This is a genomic window from Rhodobacter viridis, from assembly GCF_003217355.1.
In the GTDB taxonomy this organism is placed as follows: Bacteria; Pseudomonadota; Alphaproteobacteria; order Rhodobacterales; family Rhodobacteraceae; genus Rhodobacter; species Rhodobacter viridis.
On sequence record NZ_QJTK01000011.1, the window covers coordinates 90,315 to 111,361 of the forward strand.

General features: G+C 66.4%; 20 protein-coding genes. 18 read left to right on the forward strand and 2 right to left on the reverse strand.

Annotated features, from left to right (window positions below):
- Positions 1-18: 18 nt before the first annotated feature.
- The 17 genes from C8J30_RS13715 (at position 19) to rnd (ending at position 16,171) form a co-directional block, all read left to right on the forward strand.
- On the forward strand, positions 19-1,158 hold the full coding sequence (locus tag C8J30_RS13715) for a tyramine oxidase subunit B (RefSeq protein ID WP_110806412.1): 1,140 nt from the start codon (positions 19-21) through the stop codon (positions 1,156-1,158).
- A 59-nt stretch (positions 1,159-1,217) separates the two neighbouring features.
- Positions 1,218-1,637 (forward strand): Rid family hydrolase, encoded by a 420-nt coding sequence (locus C8J30_RS13720; RefSeq protein ID WP_110806413.1) that lies wholly within the window; start codon positions 1,218-1,220, stop codon positions 1,635-1,637.
- Between the two features lie 3 nt (positions 1,638-1,640).
- Positions 1,641-2,933, forward strand: coding sequence for an NAD(P)/FAD-dependent oxidoreductase (locus C8J30_RS13725; RefSeq protein ID WP_110806414.1), 1,293 nt, complete (start codon positions 1,641-1,643; stop codon positions 2,931-2,933).
- 82 nt (positions 2,934-3,015) lie between these two features.
- Positions 3,016-3,570, forward strand: coding sequence for a CIA30 family protein (locus tag C8J30_RS13730; protein WP_110806415.1), 555 nt, complete (start codon positions 3,016-3,018; stop codon positions 3,568-3,570).
- Between the two features lie 151 nt (positions 3,571-3,721).
- Positions 3,722-4,582, forward strand: coding sequence for a hypothetical protein (locus C8J30_RS13735; protein ID WP_146227914.1), 861 nt, complete (start codon positions 3,722-3,724; stop codon positions 4,580-4,582).
- Positions 4,583-4,723: 141 nt separating this feature from the next.
- Positions 4,724-5,155: a PACE efflux transporter gene (locus tag C8J30_RS13740; protein WP_110806417.1), complete on the forward strand. Its 432-nt coding sequence runs from the start codon at positions 4,724-4,726 to the stop codon at positions 5,153-5,155.
- 96 nt (positions 5,156-5,251) lie between these two features.
- Positions 5,252-6,736, forward strand: a complete 1,485-nt coding sequence (locus C8J30_RS13745; RefSeq protein ID WP_110806418.1) for a UDP-N-acetylmuramoyl-L-alanyl-D-glutamate--2,6-diaminopimelate ligase — start codon at positions 5,252-5,254, stop codon at positions 6,734-6,736.
- A 1-nt stretch (position 6,737) separates the two neighbouring features.
- Positions 6,738-8,189, forward strand: coding sequence for a UDP-N-acetylmuramoyl-tripeptide--D-alanyl-D-alanine ligase (locus C8J30_RS13750; protein ID WP_110806419.1), 1,452 nt, complete (start codon positions 6,738-6,740; stop codon positions 8,187-8,189).
- Complete coding sequence (gene mraY / locus C8J30_RS13755) at positions 8,189-9,271, forward strand: phospho-N-acetylmuramoyl-pentapeptide-transferase (RefSeq protein ID WP_110806420.1); 1,083 nt, start codon at positions 8,189-8,191, stop codon at positions 9,269-9,271. Before C8J30_RS13750 ends, mraY begins: the two co-directional genes overlap by 1 nt.
- 26 nt (positions 9,272-9,297) lie before the next feature.
- Positions 9,298-9,651 carry a hypothetical protein gene (locus tag C8J30_RS13760; protein ID WP_110806421.1) on the forward strand — a complete coding sequence of 118 codons (354 nt, stop codon included), beginning with the start codon at positions 9,298-9,300 and terminating at the stop codon, positions 9,649-9,651.
- A gap of 279 nt (positions 9,652-9,930) precedes the next feature.
- Positions 9,931-10,482 carry a DedA family protein gene (locus C8J30_RS13765; RefSeq protein ID WP_110806422.1) on the forward strand — a complete coding sequence of 184 codons (552 nt, stop codon included), beginning with the start codon at positions 9,931-9,933 and terminating at the stop codon, positions 10,480-10,482.
- Positions 10,483-10,592: 110 nt separating this feature from the next.
- Positions 10,593-11,993, forward strand: coding sequence for a UDP-N-acetylmuramoyl-L-alanine--D-glutamate ligase (gene murD / locus C8J30_RS13770; protein WP_110806423.1), 1,401 nt, complete (start codon positions 10,593-10,595; stop codon positions 11,991-11,993).
- A 70-nt stretch (positions 11,994-12,063) separates the two neighbouring features.
- Positions 12,064-12,642 carry a gamma-glutamyl kinase gene (locus C8J30_RS13775; RefSeq protein WP_110806424.1) on the forward strand — a complete coding sequence of 193 codons (579 nt, stop codon included), beginning with the start codon at positions 12,064-12,066 and terminating at the stop codon, positions 12,640-12,642.
- A gap of 10 nt (positions 12,643-12,652) precedes the next feature.
- Positions 12,653-13,129: a GFA family protein gene (locus C8J30_RS13780; RefSeq protein WP_110806425.1), complete on the forward strand. Its 477-nt coding sequence runs from the start codon at positions 12,653-12,655 to the stop codon at positions 13,127-13,129.
- A 78-nt stretch (positions 13,130-13,207) separates the two neighbouring features.
- A complete protein-coding gene (gene purM / locus C8J30_RS13785) occupies positions 13,208-14,254 on the forward strand; it encodes a phosphoribosylformylglycinamidine cyclo-ligase (protein ID WP_110806426.1) in 1,047 nt (348 codons plus the stop codon).
- Complete coding sequence (gene purN, locus C8J30_RS13790) at positions 14,251-14,841, forward strand: phosphoribosylglycinamide formyltransferase (protein ID WP_110806427.1); 591 nt, start codon at positions 14,251-14,253, stop codon at positions 14,839-14,841. The genes purM and purN overlap by 4 nt, the downstream gene beginning before the upstream one ends.
- 175 nt (positions 14,842-15,016) lie before the next feature.
- On the forward strand, positions 15,017-16,171 hold the full coding sequence (gene rnd, locus C8J30_RS13795; protein ID WP_110806428.1) for a ribonuclease D: 1,155 nt from the start codon (positions 15,017-15,019) through the stop codon (positions 16,169-16,171).
- Positions 16,172-16,412: 241 nt separating this feature from the next.
- Here the strand turns inward: rnd and C8J30_RS13800 are convergent, their stop codons facing one another.
- Entirely contained in the window at positions 16,413-18,764 is a 2,352-nt protein-coding gene (locus C8J30_RS13800) for an ATP-dependent helicase (protein ID WP_110806429.1), read from the reverse strand.
- Positions 18,765-18,929: 165 nt separating this feature from the next.
- Complete coding sequence (gene folE2, locus C8J30_RS13805; protein ID WP_110806430.1) at positions 18,930-20,021, reverse strand: GTP cyclohydrolase FolE2; 1,092 nt, start codon at positions 20,019-20,021, stop codon at positions 18,930-18,932.
- 342 nt (positions 20,022-20,363) lie between these two features.
- Here folE2 and C8J30_RS13810 point away from each other — a divergent pair, with 342 nt between their 5' ends.
- Positions 20,364-20,696 carry a hypothetical protein gene (locus C8J30_RS13810; protein ID WP_110806431.1) on the forward strand — a complete coding sequence of 111 codons (333 nt, stop codon included), beginning with the start codon at positions 20,364-20,366 and terminating at the stop codon, positions 20,694-20,696.
- The last annotated feature ends 351 nt before the right edge of the window (positions 20,697-21,047 follow it).

Here is a 21,047-nt window from a genome sequence, read left to right on the forward strand (position 1 = left end):
AAACCAGAGAGAAACCCCATGAACGCCGAAACGCGTATCGATTTCATCTACCTGTCCGAACCTGACATGATCAAGGCGGGCGTCACCGACATGGCCGCTTGCGTCGACTGCATGGAGGAGATGTTCGGCCTGCTGCATTCGGGCGATTACCGCATGGCCGGGGCGAACAACGACAGCCACGGCGCGATGGTGATGTTCCCGGCGGAAAGCCCGTTCCCGACGATGCCGAAACCCACCGCGGACCGGCGCTTCATGGCGATGCCCGCTTACCTCGGCGGCCAATTCTGCACCACGGGCGTCAAGTGGTATGGCTCGAACATCGCGAACCGGCAAAAGGGCCTGCCGCGCTCGATCCTGATGTTCACCTTGAACGACACCGAGACCGGGGCGCCGCTCGCCCATATGTCGGCGAACCTGCTCTCGGCCTATCGCACCGGCGCGGTGCCGGGCGTGGGCGCGCGGCATCTCGCCCGGCCCGACTCGAAGATCGTCGGCATCCTTGGACCCGGCGTGATGGCGAAAACCACGCTAGCGGCCTTCATGGTCGCCTGCCCGAAAATCGACACGCTGAAGGTGAAGGGCCGCGGCGAGAAGAGCCTGCAGAATTTCCTCGCCTGGGTGGCCGAGACCTATCCGCAGATCACCTCGGTCACGGTTGTCGACAGTGTCGAAGAGGTCGTGCGCGGCTCGGACCTGTTCTCCTATTGCAACTCGGGCGAGACGGGCGACCCCTCGACCTATCCGATCGTGAAGCGCGACTGGGTCAAGCCCGGCGCCTTCATGGCGATGCCCGCGGTGTGCAACATCGACGAGGGGATGCAGGCCCCCGACGTGCGCAAGGTGCTCGATAACACCGGGCTTTACGAGGCCTGGTACGAAGAAGTGCCGAAGCCCGCGCACAACACCATTCCGGTGATCGGCGTGAAGTTCATGGACATGATCGCCGAGGGCAAGCTGACCCATGACGACCTCGAAGACCTTGGCGCCATCGTCGCGGGCGAGGCGCCGGGCCGCAAGAACGATGAGGAAATCATCATCATGTCGGTGGGCGGGATGCCGGTCGAAGACGTGGCCTGGGGCACGGTGCTTTATCGCAACGCGATCGAACGCGGCATCGGCGTGAAGCTGAACCTCTGGGACGAGCCCGTCCTGCGCTGACCTTTCGGGGGGGGCGCCACCCTGCCCGGGATCAGCCCCCCAAACCTTCAGGAAAACCAATGACAAAGATCGTGAAGTTGAAATCCGGCGCGGTGCTGGAGGACAAGAGCAGCTATTCCCGCCTTGTGGCCGTGGGCGACTGGATTTTCGTGTCGAACACCGCCGGGCGCAACCCGGAGACGAAGCTGATCCCCGAAGACGTGACCGCGCAGACCCATCAGGTCTTCGCCAACATCTCCCGCGCGCTTGCCGCGGTGGGATCGGGTCTGGGCGATGTGATCTCGGCCCGCGTCTTCATTCAGGAGCCCGCCGACACGCCGCAGGTGATGGAGATTTTCGGCGAGATCTTCCGCGGGGTCGATCCGGCGCTGACCGTGACCTGCCCGCCGCTTGGCTCGACCGTCTACAAGGTCGAGATCGAAGTGACCGCTTTCCGCGGCGCCTCGAAGGGCGCCGAGCTGATCCGGCTGGGGGTGTAAGCCATGGAACCGCTTGCCATTCTTCCGGCGTCCACCCCCGACATTCCGGCGCAAACCACTGTCGTCGTGATCGGCGCGGGCATCGTCGGGCTCTCGGCCGCGCTGACACTGGCCGAGCGCGGCATTCCGGTGACGGTGCTGGAAAAGGGCCGCATCGGCGCCGAGCAATCAGGGCGCAATCTGGGCTGGGTGCGCAAGACCTCGCGCGCGCCCGCCGATGTGCCCTTGGCGCAGGCTGCCGACCGGCTTTGGGCCGAGATGCCCGCGCGGATCGGCGCCGATTGCGGCTATCGTCAGGCCGGGATCTTGTTCGTCACCCGGTCGCAAAAGCAGATGGGGATTTACGAGGATTGGCTGAAGGCCGTCGCGCCGCTGGATCTGGGGGCGAGCCTCGTCTCGCCCAAGGACATCGACCGGCTTGTGCCCGGCGGCAAGGGCGACTGGCTCGGCGGGGTTCACACGCCCTCGGACGGGCGGGCGGAGCCCTCGCTCGCCTGTGCGGCGCTGGCGAGGGCGGTGCTGGCGAAGGGTGGTCAGATCGTCGAGAATTGCGCCGTGCGCAGCCTCGCGACCAAGGCGGGCAAAGTCGCGGGCGTCGTCACCGAACGCGGCGAGATTGCGTGTGAAAAGGTGATCCTCGCCGCGGGGCTCTGGTCGCGCCGGTTCCTCGGCAATCTGGGGATCTTCCTGCCGACGCTGCCCTTGATCTGTTCGGTCCTGCGCACGGCGCCGATGGAGGGGCCTTGCGAGACTGCCGTGGGTGGGCCGGACTTTTCGTTCCGCAAGCGCACGGATGGCGGCTTCACCATCACCCAGCGCGGGCGGCTTGATGCGCCGCTGACGCCCGATCACCTGCGGCTCGGGCTGCGCTATCTGCCGGTTCTGCGCGCGCAGAAAGGCGCGACGCAGGTGGGTCTCGGGCGGCATTTCCTGCACGAACTTCTGTCCGCAAGGCGCTGGAAAGACGACGAGATCACCCCCTTCGAGCGCTGCCGGATCATGGACCCGGACGTCAATCCCGGCCTGAACGCCGAGGCGATGGCGGCGCTGCGCAAGGCTTGGCCCATCTTCGATCAGGCCCGCATCGCCGCGACCTGGGCGGGGATGATCGACGTCACCCCCGACAGCGATCCGGTGATCGACAGCGTGGCCGCGATGCCCGGGCTGATCCTCGCCACCGGCTTTTCCGGGCATGGCTTCGGCACCGGCCCCGCCGCGGGGCATCTGGCGGCCGATCTGGCGACCGGCGCCCCGCCGATCGTCGATCCCGCGCCCTATCGGCTGGCGCGGTTCTGAGAAAAGGGGGGCCGTGAAAACCGCTGGAAAAAAGCCGGGTTTCATGGTCCCCTGAAAGCCTCGCAAACCTTCGGAGGGGTCGATGCGACGGCAACTGTCCCTTGTCCTCACGCTGGCGCTCGGGCTTGCCGCGGTCCTGCCCGCGCAGGCCGACACCGTGATCGAGGATTTCACCATGCATCCCGAAAACCGCTGGCGTTTCTTCACCGATGCCGTGATGGGCGGCGTTTCGACCGGGCGGCTTGAGATCGTCACGGGCGACGGCGCGCCGCATGCGCGGATGACCGGCCAGATCAGCACCGCGAACAATGGCGGCTTCATCCAGATGCGGCGCGATCTCGATGCCCCTCCGCCCGCGGGCACGACCGGCCTGCGGCTGATCGTGCGCGGCAATGGGCAGCGCTACTTCGCGCATCTGCGCAACGGCGCGACCCTGATGCCCTGGCAATATTATCAGGCGCCCTTCGAGGTCACGCCCGACTGGGCCGAGGTGCGGCTGCCCTTCACCGCCTTTCACGCCTCGGGGCGGATGATGCCGGGCACGCCCGCGGTGGAAAGCCTGCGCTCGGTCGCGGTCGTGGCCTATGGACGCGCGCACGAGGCCGAAATCGAGGTCCGCGAGGTCGGCTTTTACTGAGCCCGCGCGGCGCCCCATCGCGATGGAGCCGCACCGCCGCGCGCCCGGGCGTGAAAAATGCACGATCCGGGCCGGGACGCCGCATCGATTAGCCTTTCCTTCAGCGCTCGGCGTCATGCTGCGCCGCAAAAGACTTTCGGAAAGGGACCGGATGACACGTCTGCATTCCGTCATCATCGCCGCCATGATCGCGCTCTGTCCGCTCCTTGCCGCGGGGGCCGGGCAGGCCCGCGCGCCGGATCTGCCCTTTGCGGGCGGGTGCGATCTGGTGAAGGCGGGCAAGCTGTCCTATCGCGGCACCTGCGCCGTCTTGCGCACCAAGGTCACGGCGGAAGACACTTCGGGGCGCTGCACGGGCGAGGTGATCACGGTGAAGATCCCGGGCCGGGGCGAGGCCAATCTGCTGCGCGGTGTGGGCAAGGATTGCGCCTCGCAATTCCTCGACAGCCCCGTCACCTTCATCGGCGAGGATTCCGAGGGCTGGCTTGTCGTCTCGACCGAGGCGGGCAAGGTGCTGCGCTTCGAGCCGGGGCCGGAGCCCGGGCTGCCCGTCCTTGATGGTTTTCTGGCCGGGATGGACAGCTGCACCCCGTCCGAGGCGCTGAAGACCTTTTTCGAAAACCTGTCCGACAGTTACGCGACGCCGCCCGATGCGCCCGACGGCCCGGTCGCGGCGACCGAGACGCCGGTGATCTGGCCTCCGGGCGGGCTTCTGGCGCCGGAGCTGGTCGCGGCGCAGAAGGTCGGCCCGCGGGTGCAGATCGATGTTGCGCTGCAGGGCAATTACCTTGGCCTGCCGGTCGCGCGGGTGCAGTATGACTACCGGCCCGAAGGCGGCGGATTTCTGGAGCAGAGCCTTGTCTTCGAAAGCCCCCGGGCCGAGGTCGTGGCCCGCTTTGGCGCGGCGATCGATCAGGCCGAGCGGACGCTGCGCGCCGAGACCGGCGATCGGAACCGGGCCTATATCGCCGAGGGCGAGCCGGGTCGGCTTGTCTGCGTCTTCCCCGAGTGACCCACGGCCCGCTTCGGCCTTGACCCTGTCCCCAGCGGCGGGATAGTTCTGCCGCAGGCGCGGAAACCGTGGCGCCGATGCAGAAACCAAAGTCGGGACGGGCCGATCCGAAATCGGGAAGCGATCGCTTCGAGGCCCCAAATGGTCACATTGTCCCCGACGCTGCGGCGTCTCGTCTATGCCTTTACCTTCGAAGCCGGGGCCATCGCGCTGTCGACGCTGCTTCTGTCGGCGCTCAGTTCCGGCCCGGCCGAGGACTCGCTTCTCGTCTCGATCCTCGTGACTCTGGTGGCGCTGATCTGGAACCTTGTCTTCAACCGCGGCTTCGAGGCGATCGAGCATCGCTTCCGGCTGACCCGCACCTTTGCCCTGCGCGCCGCCCATGCGCTGGGCTTCGAGGGCGGGCTGTTTCTCTTTACCGTGCCGCTTTACATGGGCTTTTACGGCGTCACCCTGACCGCGGCGATCGCGATGGAGGCGGCGCTTCTGGGCTGTTTCCTGATCTACACCTTCCTGTTCACCTGGGGCTTCGACCGGCTGGTTCCACGCCAGGGCATCGCCGCGCGGCCGTGACCCGATGGGCGGCTTCGGCCTTGTTTACAAGGCTTGCGTTGACGCCCCCCCGGCTTCGCCTCTAAATGGGGCAGGAACTGAACAAGGACACAAGATATGGCCCTCACGGCGAAGCCTTTGAGTGCATTGGGGCTGACGGCCCGTCCGGGGAGCGACGTTGCGGTGACGGGTCTTTCGGTGGACAGCCGACTGGTCAAACCCGGGCATCTGTTCGCGGCCCTGCCGGGCACCAAGGTGCATGGCGCAACCTTTGTCGCGGCGGCGCTGGAGCGTGGCGCGGCGGCGGTGCTGACCGACCGGTCGGGCGAGGAAAGCGTGCGACAGGCGCTTGCGGGCACCTCGGTCGCGCTCGTCGTGGTCGAGGATGCGCGGCTGACGCTCTCCTGCGCGGCGGCGCTCTTTTTCGGCGCGCAACCCGATCAGATGGTCGCGGTGACCGGCACGAATGGCAAAACCTCGGTCGCGACCTTCACCCGGATGATCTGGCAGGCGCTGGGCTTTGAGGCCGCGAATATCGGCACCACCGGGGTCGAGGGCGCCTTCACCGCGCCCTCTGCACACACCACGCCCGAGCCGATCACCCTGCACCGGCTTCTGGCCGACATGGCCGCGGCGGGCGTCACCCATGCGGCGATGGAGGCCAGCTCGCACGGGCTGGCGCAGCGGCGGCTTGATGGCGTCGTGCTGCGCGCGGCGGCCTTCACCAATTTCACCCAGGATCACCTCGATTATCACGCCACCTTCGAGGAATATTTCGACGCCAAGGCGGGTCTCTTCACCCGCGTCCTGCCCGAGGAGGGGACGGCGGTGATCAACACCGACGATCCGAAAGGGCCGGGGCTGGCCGCGCTCGCCAAGGCGCGCGGGCAGAAGGTGATCCGCGTTGGCCACGGCGATGGCTGCGAGATCCAGCTGCAGGGGCAGCGCTTCGATGCGGCCGGGCAGGATGTGCGCTTCCTGTGGCATGGCGGGCCGCAGATGGTGCGCCTGCCGCTGATCGGCGGCTTTCAGGCGATGAACGTGCTGACCGCCGCGGGGCTGGTCATCGCTTGCGGCGCCGAGCCGAAAGAGGTGTTCGACGCGCTGCCGCAGCTTTCGACCGTGCGCGGCCGGATGCAGCTGGCCGCGACGCGCACGAATGGCGCCACCGTCTTCGTCGATTTCGCCCATACGCCCGATGCGGTCGAAACCGCGCTCAAGGCGCTGCGTCCGCATGTTCTGGGGCGCATCGTCGCCATCGTCGGCGCGGGCGGTGACCGCGACCGCACCAAGCGCCCGCTGATGGGCGCGGCCGCCTCGGCCCATGCCGATCAGGTCATCGTCACCGACGACAATCCGCGCACCGAAGACCCGGCCTCGATCCGGGCTGCCGTCATGGCGGGCGCGGGACCCGAGGCGACCGAAGTCGGCGACCGTGCCGAGGCGATCTTGCGCGGCGTCGATGCGCTTGGCCCGGGTGATGCGCTTTTGATCATGGGCAAGGGGCATGAGCGGGGGCAGGTCATCGGCACCGATGTCTTCCCCTTTGACGATGCCGAACAGGCCTCGATCGCCGTGGCCGCTCTGGATGGGAAGATCTGACATGGCCGTTTTGTGGACCTCGATCGATGCGGCCGTCGCCACCGGCGGCCGGGCGACGCGCCCCTTCATGGTGACGGGGCTGTCGATCGACACCCGCTCGATCCGCCCCGGCGAGATGTTCGTGGCGCTGAAAGACGTGCGCGACGGCCATGATTTCGTGGCCGATGCGCTGAAAAAGGGCGCTGCCTGCGCGCTCGTCAGCCGCATCCCCGAGGGGATGAGCGAAGAAGACCCGCTGCTGCTGGTCCCCGACGTGCTCAAGGCGCTGGAAGATCTGGGCCGCGCGGGTCGGGCGCGGTCGCGCGCGCAGGTGATCGCGGTGACGGGCTCGGTCGGCAAGACCTCGACCAAGGAGATGCTGCGCGCGGTTCTGTCGGCGCAAGGCCGCGTCCATGCCGCCGAGGCCTCGTTCAACAACCACTGGGGCGTGCCGATCACGCTGGCGCGGATGCCCGCGGACGCCGATTTCGCGGTGATCGAGATCGGCATGAACCATCCGGGGGAAATCTCGCCTCTGGTCAAGATGGCGCGACCCCATGCCGCGATGATCACCACGGTCGCTGCGGCGCATCTGGAGGCCTTCGAAAACCTCGATCAGATCGCCCATGAGAAGGCCGCGATCTTCGACGGTCTGGAGCCCGGCGGCACCGCTGTCGTGCCCACCGGCCTCGAGACGACGGGCATTCTTCTGGCTGCGGCAAAGGCGCGCGCGGGGACGGTTGTCAGCTTCGGTCCGGCGCCCGGATCGGACTACCGGCTGGTGAGCGCGAAAATCGTGGGCGATGCCACGATCGTGCAGGCCGACCATGCCGGGCGGCCGATGCTCTTCAAGGTGATGACGCCGGGAAAACACTTTGCAAACAACGCCTTGGGGGTTCTTGCGCTGGCGCAGGCGGTGGGGGCCGATCCGGCCGTTGCGGCGCTCGATATCGGGCTTTGGGCGCCCCCCGCGGGGCGTGGCAAACGCGAGCGGATCTGGCTTGATCTGATCGACGAGGCGCAGAGCTTCGATCTCTTCGATGATGCCTTCAACGCCAATCCTGCTTCGATGGAAGCGGGGCTCGACGTGCTCGCCGGACAGGTCCCGCGCGACGGGGTGGGGCGGGTCAAACGCGGGCGTCGCGTCGCCATTCTGGGCGACATGCTGGAGCTCGGTCCCGAGGAGGCGCGGCTTCATGCCGCGATTGCCGAACTGCCCGCAATGGTATCGATAGACATCGTGCATCTGGCCGGACCGCGGATGCGGGCGCTTTACGAAGCGCTGCCGCGGGGCAAGCGGGGCGAGTGGGTCGAGACCGCCAGGGATCTGGCCGACCGCGCGCCGCATCTGGTCGATGCCGGGGATGTGGTGCTGGTAAAAGGATCGAAAGGCTCGAAGGTCTCGCTCGTGGTTGACGCGCTCAGAAAACTCGGTCAGCCCGGCGCGGCAGAGGCCTTCAAGGGAAAAGAATAATGCTTTACTGGCTTGCGAACCTTTCGGACGGGGGCGATTTCTTCAACCTCTTCCGCTACATCACCTTCCGCGCCGGTGGAGCTTTCTTCACCGCGCTGATCTTCGGTTTCCTGTTCGGGCGGCCCCTGATCGACATCCTGCGCCGCAAGCAGGGCAAGGGCCAGCCGATCCGCGACGACGGCCCGGCCACCCATTTCGCCAAGGCGGGCACGCCGACGATGGGGGGCCTGCTCATCCTCTCTGCACTGCTGTTTTCGACGCTGCTCTGGGCGCGGCTGTCGAACGGTTATGTCTGGATCGTGCTGGGCGTCACCTATGGCTATGCCGCGATCGGCTTTGCCGATGACTATGCCAAGGTGACGAAGCAGAACGTCAAGGGCGTCTCGGGACGCACGCGCATGGCGCTTGGCCTTGCGCTGGCGGCGCTGGCGGGGATCTGTGCCGCGCTGATGCATCCGCCGGAACTGACGAACATGCTGACGCTGCCCGTCTTCAAGGATGTGCTGATCAACCTCGGCATCTTCTTCGTTCCGTTCTCGATGTTCGTCATCGTCGGCGCCGCCAATGCGGTGAACCTGACCGACGGGCTTGACGGGCTCGCGATCATGCCGGTGATGATCGCGGCGGGCACGCTCGGCGCCATCGCCTATGTCGTGGGCCGCGCCGACTTCACGCAATATCTGGGCGTCAATTTCGTGCCCGGCACCGGGGAGCTTTTCGTCTTCACCGCCGCGCTGATCGGCGGAGGCCTCGGATTCCTGTGGTACAACGCGCCCCCGGCGGCGGTGTTCATGGGCGACACCGGCTCGCTCGCGCTGGGTGGCGCGCTCGGCGCGATTGCCGTCTGCACGAAACACGAACTTGTTCTGGGGGTGGTCGGCGGGCTTTTCGTCGTCGAGGCGCTCTCGGTCATCATTCAGGTGGCCTACTTCAAGACCACCGGCAAACGGGTGTTCCTGATGGCACCCATCCACCACCACTTCGAGAAGAAGGGCTGGGCCGAACCGCAGATCGTGATCCGCTTCTGGATCATCTCTCTAATCCTCGCTCTGATAGGCCTTGCTACGCTGAAAATCCGCTGACCCCTTGAAAAGGAAGGAAGACCCGCATGATCAAGAACTTCACGGATCCGCTGAAAGTCACGGCAGTGCTGCTGCCGTTCCTCGTGTTCTTTGCCAATCTGACCGGCATGAGCAACCTGACGCTGGGCTGGGGCCCGGTCATCGCGCTGACCATCGGTCTTCTGGCCTTGTGCAAGTTCCTCGACGTGATCGTCGGCGCCGACACGCGCCCGATGACCGCCGAGCGCGCCCGCACCTCGGTCTGGGTGTTCCTTGCCCTGCTCAACATCGTCGCGCTGATCTTCGCGATGACCCAGCCGGGCCTCGCGCCGGTCGCCTTCGCCGGCGCCGTGGTGCTGTGCTTCGTCTCGATCGCCGGCTACGCGCTGAAAAAGCGCTGAGCCTGATCGGCTGAGCGGGCGGCTAGCCGCCCGCCCGAGGACGGCAACCCCCGGGGACGACCCCGGGACGCCCCGATCCCGCGTGCGGGCGCAGGATCGGGCGGTTGCCCGAGTGAGCCCGCAAGTCCCGGCCCCCCGCTCCAGAACACGCGGGCCCCCGGGCGGGAAGGCGCGATCCGCCCCTTCCGACGACCTGTTCCCGCAGATGCGGCGCAGGCAGCGTGACGGCCCGGAACTGCGGGTGAGCCGGGCCGTTCTTCGCATTTTCAAAGGGTTCCCATGTCGTTCGACACGCTGATCCAGACCGCCGGTCTTCCGGGCCTGTTTCTCGGCACGATGGCCGAGGGCGAGGGCGTCGCCGTGCTGGGCGGCGTGCTGGCGCATCGCGCACTCTTTCCGGTCGAGATCGTTTCGCTTGTCGTCACCGCCGGAGCCATCGCGGCCGATCAGCTTTTCTTCGCGCTCGGGCGGCTTGCGGGGCAGGGCGCCTTGGCCGCCCGCCTGCTCTCGAAAGGCCCGGTGCAGGCGCTGCATCGCCAGCTTGGGCGGCATCAGACGCTTTCGGTCCTCGGCTTTCGCTTCGTCTATGGGCTGAAGATCGCGGGGGCGGTCTTGATCGGCACCTCCGAGATCGGCTGGCGCCGCTTCGCCACGCTTGACGCGCTCTCCTGCCTCGTCTGGGCGCATCTTTTCGTCGGGCTCGGCTATGTCGCGGGGCAGGCGATCACCCGCTTCTTCGGCGATCTGGCGCTGCATGTCCATCTGGCGATCGCCATCCTTGGCGTGCTGGCCGCGGCCTGGGCGCTGCACCGGATCCTGCGGCGGCGCTGACGCGCCTCGCGCGCTTGTGCCGTGAACCGGGCCGGAAGGGCTTTTCCTTTTATCTTGCCTCAAATATCTCGGGGTGCGGGGCAGAGCCCCGCTGCTTACGGAGGTCGCGGATGATACCGGTTCAGGGATATGAGGGCGCGCGCGTCGCGGTGCTGGGGCTCGGGCGCTCGGGGCTCGCGACGGCGGCGGCGTTGAGGGCAGGCGGCGCGGAGCCCGTGCTCTGGGACGACAGCCCCGAAGCCCGGGCCAAGGCCGAGGCCGCGGGGTACACCTGCACCGATCTGACCCGTCAGGGCGCCTTTGACGGCATCGCCGCGCTGATCACCTCGCCCGGCATCCCGCATCTTTATCCCCGCCCCAATCCGGTCATCGCCGCGGCGATGGCGGCGGGCGTGCCGGTCGACAATGACATCGGGCTCTTCTTCCGCTCCTGGGCGACGGCGGGCTGGGATGATTTCGACGTCACGCCGCGCACGGTCTGCATCACCGGCTCGAACGGCAAATCGACCACCACGGCGCTGATCCATCACATCCTGACCCACGCGGGTCGGCCCACGCAGATGGCGGGCAACATCGGCCGCGGTGTCCTTGATATCGATCCGCCCGCGGATGGCGAGGTGGTGGTGCTGGAACTCTCCTCCTACCAGACCGATCTCGCCCGCGCGCTGACCCCCGATATCGCCGTCTTCACCAACCTCTCGCCCGATCACATGGACCGCCATTCCGGCATGGGCGGCTATTTCGCCGCCAAGCGTCGGCTCTTTGCCGAAGGCGCGCCTGATCGCGCGGTGATCGGCATCGACGAGCCCGAGGGGGTCTATCTGGCCAATCAGATGGCGATGGGGCGCGAGGATGACCGGGTGATCCGGGTCTCCTCGGCGAAGAAACTCGGCGATTACGGCTGGTCGGTCTTTGCGCGCAAAGGCTTTCTGGCCGAATGGCGCAAGGGGCGGCAGGTCGCCTCGATCGATCTGCGCGGCGTGAAGGCGCTGCCCGGTGCGCACAACCATCAAAACGCCTGCGCCGCCTATGCCGCCTGCCGCTCGCTCGGTCTGGCGCCGAAGCTGATCGAGGAGGCCTTCCACAGCTTTGGCGGGCTGCCGCACCGCAGCCAGACCATCGCGGAAAAGCGCGGTGTGCGCTATGTGAACGACAGCAAGGCGACGAACGTCGACAGCGCGGCCAAGGCGCTGGAAGCCTTCACCAACATTCGCTGGATCGTTGGCGGCATGGGCAAGGAAGGCGGCGTGAGCGCGCTGAAACCGCTTCTGGGCACGGTGAAGAAGACCTATTTCATCGGCCATTCCGGGCGCGATTTCGCCCTCGAACTGGCGCCGCTCGCGCATGAGATCTGCGAGACGATGGACCGCGCCGTCGCCCGCGCCGCCGAGGAGGCCGAACCGGGCGATACCGTGCTGCTGGCCCCGGCGGCGGCCTCGTTCGACCAATATCCGAACTTCGAAAAACGCGGCGAGCATTTCACCGCGCTCGCACAGGCGCTGCCCGACTGAGGGGCGCTTGCGATGGGGCGCGGGCGCCGTCATACTCGCCCGCGGCCACAACAACAGGCGAGAGCCCCCCATGATGGTGTTCCCCCGCGAGAGCCTCGTGTTTTTCGCGGTTCCCAAGACCGGCACGACCGCGATCGAGGCGGCGCTTGATGCCCGCGCTGCGATTGTCCTGCGCGATCCGCCGCATCTGAAACACATGACGGTGGCCAGCTACGCGCGGTCGCTGCGCCCGCTGCTCAAGGCCGATTACGAGATGATGGCGGTGATCCGTCATCCGCTCGACTGGCACGGCTCGAATTACCGCTATCGCACCCGGTCGAAGCTGCAGGGCACGCCCCGTTCGACCGCGCATCTGAGTTTCGCCGAGTTCATCGCGCGGATGCTGACCCCCGGCAACCCCGAGGCCGAGGGGGCGCAATCGCGCTTTTTAAGCCTCAAGGACGGGTCTTGCCCGGTGCAGCACCTCTTCCGCTACGAGGCGCAAGACCGGATTCTGGCCTTTCTGGCCGAGCGCTTCGGGGGGCCGGTCGAACTGCCCGTCGTCAATGTCTCGCCCCAGCGCGCGCTCGATCTGCCCGAGACGCTGCGGGCGGAACATGAAACCCGCTTCGCGCGCTGCTACAACATGTGGGAGACGGCGCAGCACTAAGGAGGATCGCATGACCGAATGCCTGACTGGCCGCTGCACCTGCGGGCAGATGAGTTACCGGATGACCGCGGCGCCGATGATCACCCATGCCTGCCATTGCAGCTGGTGCCAACGCGAGACCGGCACCGCCTTCGCGCTGAACACCCTGATCGAGACCGACCGGCTTCAGGTGATGGGCGCGGTTGATTACGTCATGACGCCCTCGGCCTCGGGCAAGGGGCAGGAGATCGCCCGCTGCCCCAGCTGCCGCGTTGCGGTCTTCAGCCATTATGCCGGGGCAGGGCGGGTGCTGGCCTTTGTCCGCGTCGGCACGCTCGACACCCCCGCCGCCTGTCCGCCCGATGTGCATATCTTCACCGCGACGAAACAGCCTTGGGTGGTTTTCCCGGAAGGCGCGAAGGTCTTTGCCGAGTATTACAAAAGCGCCGAGGTCTGGTCGCCCGAGGCGCTGGAGCGCCGCCGCGCGGCGCTGGCGAAGGTCAGCTGAGCCCGCCCGCCACGCGGTGCTTTTCAAGCGGCCCCCTTTGCGCTAGGGCTTCGCACGACGAATCCGACGGAGACAGCGATGACCGAGCGCAAGACTGGCCTGACCTATGCCGATGCAGGCGTGGATATCGATGCGGGCAATGCGCTCGTCGAACGGATCAAACCGGCGGCGAAACGCACCAACCGTCCGGGCACCGTTTCGGGGCTGGGCGGGTTCGGCGCGCTCTTTGACCTCAAGGCCGCGGGCTACAATGATCCGATCCTTGTGGCCGCGACCGATGGCGTCGGCACGAAGCTGCGGATTGCCATCGACACCGGCGTCGTGGACACGATCGGCATCGATCTTGTCGCGATGTGCGTGAACGATCTGGTCTGCCAAGGCGCCGAGCCGCTGTTCTTTCTGGATTATTTCGCCACCGGCAAGCTCGAGGTCGCGCAGGCCGCGACGATCATCGAGGGCATCGCCGAGGGTTGTGCGCAATCGGGCTGTGCGCTGATCGGCGGCGAGACCGCCGAGATGCCGGGCATGTATGCCAAGGAAGATTTCGATCTGGCGGGCTTTGCCGTCGGCGCGATGGAACGCGGGTCGGATCTGCCTGCGGGCGTGGTCGCGGGCGATGTGCTGCTCGGTCTTGGCTCGAATGGCGTGCATTCGAACGGCTACAGCTTCGTGCGCAAGGTGGTCGAGCTGTCGGGCCTTGGCTGGGAGGCGGCTTCGCCCTTCTCGGACGGCACTCTGGGGCAGGCGCTGCTGGCGCCGACCCGGCTTTACGTGAAACAGGCGCTGGCCGCGATCCGCGCGGGGGGCGTGCATGCGCTCGCCCATATCACCGGCGGCGGTCTGACCGAGAACCTGCCGCGCGTCCTGCCCGAGGGGCTGGGGGCCACGATTGACCTTTCGTCCTGGCCGCTGCCGCCGGTCTTCCGCTGGCTGGCCGAGACCGCAAGCATGGCCGAACCCGAGCTGCTGAAGACCTTCAACTGCGGCATCGGCATGATCTGCGTGGTGGACGCGGGCGAGGCCCCGGCGCTGAAAGCGCTTCTGGAAGCCGCGGGCGAAACCGTCACCGTGATCGGCACCGTGACCGAGGGCAAGGGCGTCGCCTATACGGGCAAGCTCCTGTGACCACCCGCGTCGCGATCCTGATTTCGGGGGGGGGCTCGAACATGCTCCGCCTCGTCGAGGACATGAAGGGCCTTGGCTATGCGACGCCGGTGCTGGTGGCCTCGAACGACCCGAGCGCGGCGGGGATCGACCGCGCCGCGCGTCTGGGCGTCGCGACGGCGGTGATCGACCACCGACCCTTCGGCAAGGATCGCGCGGCGTTCGAGGCGGAACTGCTGAAACCGATCCTTGCAGCGAAGCCCGATGTTCTGTGCCTTGCCGGGTTCATGCGGGTGCTGACGCCCGATTTCGTCACGCCCTTTGCCGGGCGGATGCTGAACATCCACCCCTCGCTGCTGCCGAAATATCCCGGCCTGCACACGCATCAGCGCGCGCTCGAGGCGGGCGATGCCGAGGCCGGTTGCACCGTGCATGAGGTGACGCCGGTTCTGGATGACGGCCCGATCCTGGGTCAGGCGCGGGTGCCGGTCGAGCCGGGCGATACGGCGGAAACGCTGGCGGCCCGTGTTCTGGCGCAGGAGCACAAGCTTTACCCCGCCGTGCTGCGCCGCTTCGTGACCGGCAACCGCAGCCGTCTGGATCTGTGACGGCGGGCGCTTGGCTCCGTCCGACCCGGTCAGAGCCGCCCTCTGCAGCGAATAATGTGTCGTTGGTCACAAGGAATTGTGCATTCCTGCAATGACACGCTTTCCTTTGTGCGGACAAATGCCTAAACCGGAAGGGCAAGGCGGGATGCCCCCGCGATCCCCGGGAAAAGGCACGATGCAGACGATCACCACCACCGACGCACTGGAGCAATTCTGCACCCGCGCCAAGGCTGCCCCCTATGTGACAGTTGATACCGAGTTCCTCCGCGAACGCACCTACTGGTCGAAGCTCTGCCTCGTGCAGATGGCGCTTCCCGGCAAGGAGGGCGAGGCGGTTCTGGTCGATCCGCTGGTCGAGGGCCTGTCGCTTGAACCGCTTTACGACCTCTTCCGGCATCAGGACACCGTCAAGGTCTTCCACGCCGCCCGGCAGGATCTGGAGATTTTCTTCACCGAGGCCGGGGTCTTCCCGCTGCCGCTGTTCGACACGCAGGTCGCGGCGATGGTCTGCGGCTTTGGCGAGCAGGTCGGCTACGAGACGCTCGTGAAAAAGATCGCGCGGCAGTCGCTCGACAAGACCTCGCGCTTCACCGATTGGTCGCGCCGCCCGCTGACCGATGCGCAAAAGGCCTATGCTTTGGCCGATGTCACGCATCTGCGGATGATCTACGAATTCCTTTCGAAAGAGCTGAAGAAATCCGGCCGCGAGAAATGGGTCGAGGAGGAGGAGGCGATCCTTCTGTCGCCCGAGACCTATATCACCCGCCCCGAGGAAGCCTGGGAAAGGGTGAAGACGCGGACGAATTCGGGGCGTTTCATGGCCGTCGTGCGCGAACTGGCCCGCTTCCGCGAGGCCTATGCCCAAGGCAAGAACATCCCGCGCTCGCGCGTGTTCAAGGACGATGCGCTCTTGGAACTGGCCTCGACCAAGCCCTTGACGCTCGATGAGCTGGGCAAGTCGCGGCTTTTGCTGCGCGAGGCGCGGCGGGGCGACATTGCCGATGGCATCATCGCGGCGGTGAAGGTCGGGATGGAGACGAAGCCCGAGGATTTCCCGCGGGTGCCCGACGAGGATGCACAGCTGCAGGTGAATACGGCGCTGGCCGATCTGCTGCGCGTGCTTCTGAAGGCGAAATCGGAAGAGACCGGGGTGGCGGCGAAGCTGATTGCCACCGCCGCGGATCTGGACCGGATCGCCGCGGGCAAGCGCGACGTGGCGGCGCTGAACGGCTGGCGGCTCGATGTCTTCGGCAATGACGCGCTGCGGCTGGCCAAGGGCGAGATCGCGCTGACCGCCGCGGGCGGCTCGGTGCGGGTCGTGCCGGTCTGATCCGAATTAGCAAGATGTCCTCGGGCGGGGAAACGCAGCGCGTTTCCCCGCCCGTTTTGCGACGTCCGTCACGGGATCGCCTCCCCAAGCCTGACAGAGGCCGGCGCCTGACCTGGCGGGCGAGAAGCGCCCGCCGAGGGCGGGGCGGGCGGCTCACCGAGTGCCTTTGGGCCCTCGGCGGTCATGGGGCTAATCTTGCGCGTGACCTCGGCGGTGGCCTCGGTCAGATCAGGCGGTCCGGTCAGAACGGCACGTCATCCAGCCCGACGGCAGGTTTCAGGAACCCCGCCTTCACATGCTTCGATCCGGCTTTTTCGAATTCGATCAAGGCGGTGTCGCCTTCAAGGTCGATCACCTCGCCATAGCCGAACTTCTGGTGGAACACCCGGTCGCCGATGCCAAAGGCAACGCTGTCGACCGTCGTCACTGTGCGCGCCTTCGGCCGCGGCGGCTCGGTCGCGCGGGTCTCCATCCGCTTCCAGCCCGGGGAATTGTAGACATCGGCCTTGGTCGCGCGGCTCTCCAGACTGCCGAAGCCAGCCTGCGTCGCCGCGCCGAAGCCGCCGCCGTAAAGCCCGGGCGGGGTCAGCACCTCGACCCGCGCGGCGGGCAATTCGTCGATGAAGCGCGAGGGCAGTTGCGACTGCCATTGCCCGTAAACCCGTCGGTTGCCCGCAAAGGAAATCGTGCACAGCGCCTCGGCCCGGGTGATGCCGACATAAGCCAGCCGCCGTTCCTCCTCCAAAGCACGCAGACCGCCCTCGTCCAGCGCGCGCTGGCTCGGGAACAGCCCATCCTCCCAGCCGGGCAGGAAGACCGCGGGAAATTCCAGCCCCTTCGCCGCATGCAGCGTCATGATCGAGACCTTGTCCTCGGACTGGTCCTTGTCATTGTCCATGATCAGCGCGACGTGCTCAAGGAACCCCTGCAGGTTCTCGAAGCCTTCGAGCGCCTTCACCAGTTCCTTCAGGTTTTCGAGCCGCCCCGGCGCCTCGGGCGTCTTGTCGGCAAGCCACATCTCGGTGTAGCCACTCTCCTCCAGAATGGTTTCGGCCAGCCGCACATGGTCGGAATTGTCGAGCACCGCCGCATGCCAGCGCCCGATGCCCTCAAGGAAATTGCGCAACGCCCCCGCCGCCTTGCCGCTGATCGCGCCCTGCTGCAGCGCGGCTTTCGCGCCCATGACCAGACCCGCCTCGGCCGCCCGCGCGCAGCTTTGAATGACCGCCTGCGCCTTGTCGCCCAAGCCCCGCTTGGGCAGGTTCACCACCCGCTCGAACGCCAGATCATCGTCGGGCGACACGGCCAGCCGGAAATAGGCCATCGCATCGCGGATTTCCTGCCGTTCATAGAAGCGCGGGCCGCCGATGACGCGATAGGGCAGGCCGATGGTCAGGAAACGGTCTTCAAAGGCGCGCATCTGATGGCTGGCGCGCACCAAAATCGCCTGTCCGTTCAACGGGATGGGATCAAGGCCGCGAGTGCCGCGCGAGAGGCTTTCGACCTCTTCGCCGATCCAGCGCGCTTCCTCGTCGCCGTCCCAATGGCCGATCAGCCGGACCTTTTCACCACCCTTGTCCGCGGTCCAAAGCGTCTTGCCCAGACGGTCGCGGTTCGCCGTGATCAGACCGGAAGCCGCGGCCAGAATATGCTCGGTCGAGCGGTAATTCTGTTCCAGACGCACCACCACCGCGCCCGGAAAATCCTTTTCGAACCGCAGGATATTGCCCACCTCGGCCCCGCGCCAGCCGTAGATCGACTGATCGTCGTCGCCGACGCAGCAGATGTTGCGATGCGCCTGCGCCAGCAGCCGCAGCCACAGATATTGCGCCGTGTTGGTGTCCTGATATTCGTCGACGAGGATATATTTGAACCAGCGCTGATACTGCTGCAGCACATCGGCATGGCGCTGAAAGATCGTCACCATGTGCAGCAGCAGATCGCCGAAATCGACGGCGTTCAGCGTGCGCAGACGCTCCTGATAGGCGGCGTAAAGCTCGGAGCCGCGGTTGTTGAAATGCGCGGTCTCGGCGCCCTGCACCCGCTCGGGCGTCCAGGCGCGGTTCTTCCAGCTGTCGATCAGCCCGGCCAGTTGCCGCGCGGGCCAACGCTTCTCATCCATGTTCGCGGCGATGATCAGCTGTTTCAAAAGCCGGACCTGATCGTCGGTGTCAAGAATCGTGAAGTTCGAGCGCAGCTCGACCAGTTCCGCGTGACGGCGCAAGAGCTTGACGCAGACCGAGTGGAAGGTGCCGAGCCATGGCATCCCCTCCAGCGTCTGCCCCATCAGCCGACCGATGCGGTCCTTCATTTCCCGCGCGGCCTTGTTGGTGAAGGTGACGGCCAGCACCTCGTTCGGCCGGGCGCGGCCGGAATGGATCAGATGCGCGATGCGCGAGGTCAGCGCCTTGGTCTTGCCGGTGCCCGCGCCTGCAAGCATCAGCACGGGGCCATCGAGCGCCTCGACCGCCTGCCGCTGCGCGTCGTTCAGACCGTCGAGCCAGGGCGTGCCGACAGGGCCGCGCGCCGCCATCATGGCACGTTGCGACAGGCTCAGCCCGCCGAAATCATCATCATCGAGGATACTGCTCATGGGGCGCCACTATAGCTTGCGCGGCGGCAAAGCCAAGGCCTGTTCGTTTTTTGTTCCTGCAAATACGAACCCCCCGGGCGATCCCGCGCGGCAAACCCGATGCCGATGCGGGATCCCCCGGGGGGAGCGGGTCACACGGGCGGAAGGGGCGCCTTCCGCACCGCGTTACCCGGCATGCACAAGCGATGCGAAAAGTTTCGGATCGAGGCTCGCGCTGGCGAAAGTGGGACCTTCCGTCAGCACGGCCACCGCATCGTGGCTGTGCAGGCTTTCCTGATGGCTGGCGATGACGCGGAAATCCGCCACCCGCGGCTCGGCCATGAGCCCGGCCGCGAACGAGCGCACCGCATCTTCGACGAAAATCGGATTGGCGGCGTTCAGCTCGGCAAAGGCCTGTTCGTCTTCGCGCTTCACCATGACCTGGGTCTCGGTCGGGACGTTGTCGCGGGCGATCTCGATCAGGTCTTCGAACCAGAGCGTCTTGCCCGGCTCGACCACCACCGAAATCCGCGCCACCGAACGTTGCGAATGCGGCGTCGCCAGCCGCCCGCGGCGGATGCGGGCGTCTTCGCTGAGTTCAAGCGAGCAGGGGCAGGTCGAGGAATAGACATAGTCAAGATGCACGATCTTGGTGCGCACCCCGGCCTGTTCGACCAACTCCAGCGCGATGTCATAGTATTGCCAGCCGCGCAGGCCCGAGCGCAGGCTCTCCACCTGCAGCGGCAGCGAGAACCGCATCATCAGCCGCGCGTCGAAGCTTTCCAGATGATCGATATAGTCATCGAGCGCCGCCGCCATCACCTCGAAGGAAAACTCGCTTTCCGAATGGGCATAGAAGCTGCGCAGGATGCGCGACATGTTGATGCCCTTCTTCTCGGCTTCAAGGCTCACCGTGCCGGAGACCGAGGTTTCCAGCGTGACATCGCCGCCATCGCGCAGCTTGTAGCGGATCGGCAGGCGGAAATTCGAGATTCCGACATGTTCGATGCGGGTCTTGGCGCCGCGGATCAGCGAGGCCGGACCGTTCTGCAGATCGGGCATCGCGGCCTTGTAGGCGTCATCGGGGCGGAACTCGGCGTCATAGACGCGGGCGAGCTCGGGGTAGGGGGTCGGGGCCGGGTTGAAGAGCCGGGCAATGGCCGGGTCCAGTCCCGCCACCTCGGCGGGATGTGCCTGCGCCACGAAAGCCCGCAGAACTTCAAGCGCGGCCTTGGCTTCTGCCGTATCGGGCGTGTCGATGCGTCCGTGGATGTTCATGGCGTCTCCCTTTCGCCTGTCGCGCAAGTTTCGATATGGGAGTGAGACGTCGAAAGTCCAACCAAAGTTGCACAAGAAACGACGAAAGAGCTCAGGAAATCGTCGGAGCGTCGATTTGTGCGGCCCCGGTGTCGGGCGGCGCAGACATCGGATCGGCTCTTGCGGCGGGAGTGCCGCCCCGAAATCTGCCACGGCGCGACGCTGCCGCGCTCGCCTTGGCGGCAAAGTGGCGCTTGATCCGGTCGCCAGACAACAGGCTGTTTTGGCATGTCGAACAAGAGGGTATATCGGGCATGACCGCCTTCCGGGCTCATGTCGGGGAGCAGGTCACCTTCGTTTACAGTGACTTCGGACAGTCTCCAATTTCAGGTCGATGGCGGCAGCACTGCCGATCTGCAAGTGATCTCGCTCGACGTCGATCGCTATCGTGAGCGGCTGGATGCGAAAGCGCTTGGCGACTGGCTGCACGCGCTGCGGCAGATGACGACCGCGCCGATCTTCGTGGCGCTTGCCGACGCGGGGGGCTTTTGGGCTGCAGTCTCGAAGAACGAGGCCGAAGACGTCGAGCGTCTGCGCGCCAGCTTTCCGATGCGGCGCGGCGTTCACGGCGCCGATCCCGTGCTGGCGCTTGCCGGGCTGGAGTGGGGCCCCGATCACCTGTCTGGGCCCTCTTGAGACACGGCTTGTCTTTGCGGCGAACCCGCGCCAGCCCCTGGGACAGATCTGCGAGCTGTCGCAAAAGACCAACCCTTTCACCCTGTCGCTCAGGCGCTTCAAGGAGGCGGCCAAGGCCGCTTGGCTGGAGGATCTGCCCGACGGGCGAGCGCCGCCGTGTCTCGAAGGCCGTGTCGCGAAGGCCGTGATCGTGCACCGCGACCGATGCGACGCGGCAGCGGTGTCGGACGCAGAACACACCGTGTCGCGGTCGGATCACGGCCATCCTCGCCGCGGCCGGGTGATGCCTGCCAAGGTTAAGCCCGCCCTCCTGACGGTTATCAGGGCGTAAATAAGCGGCTGCTTATTGAC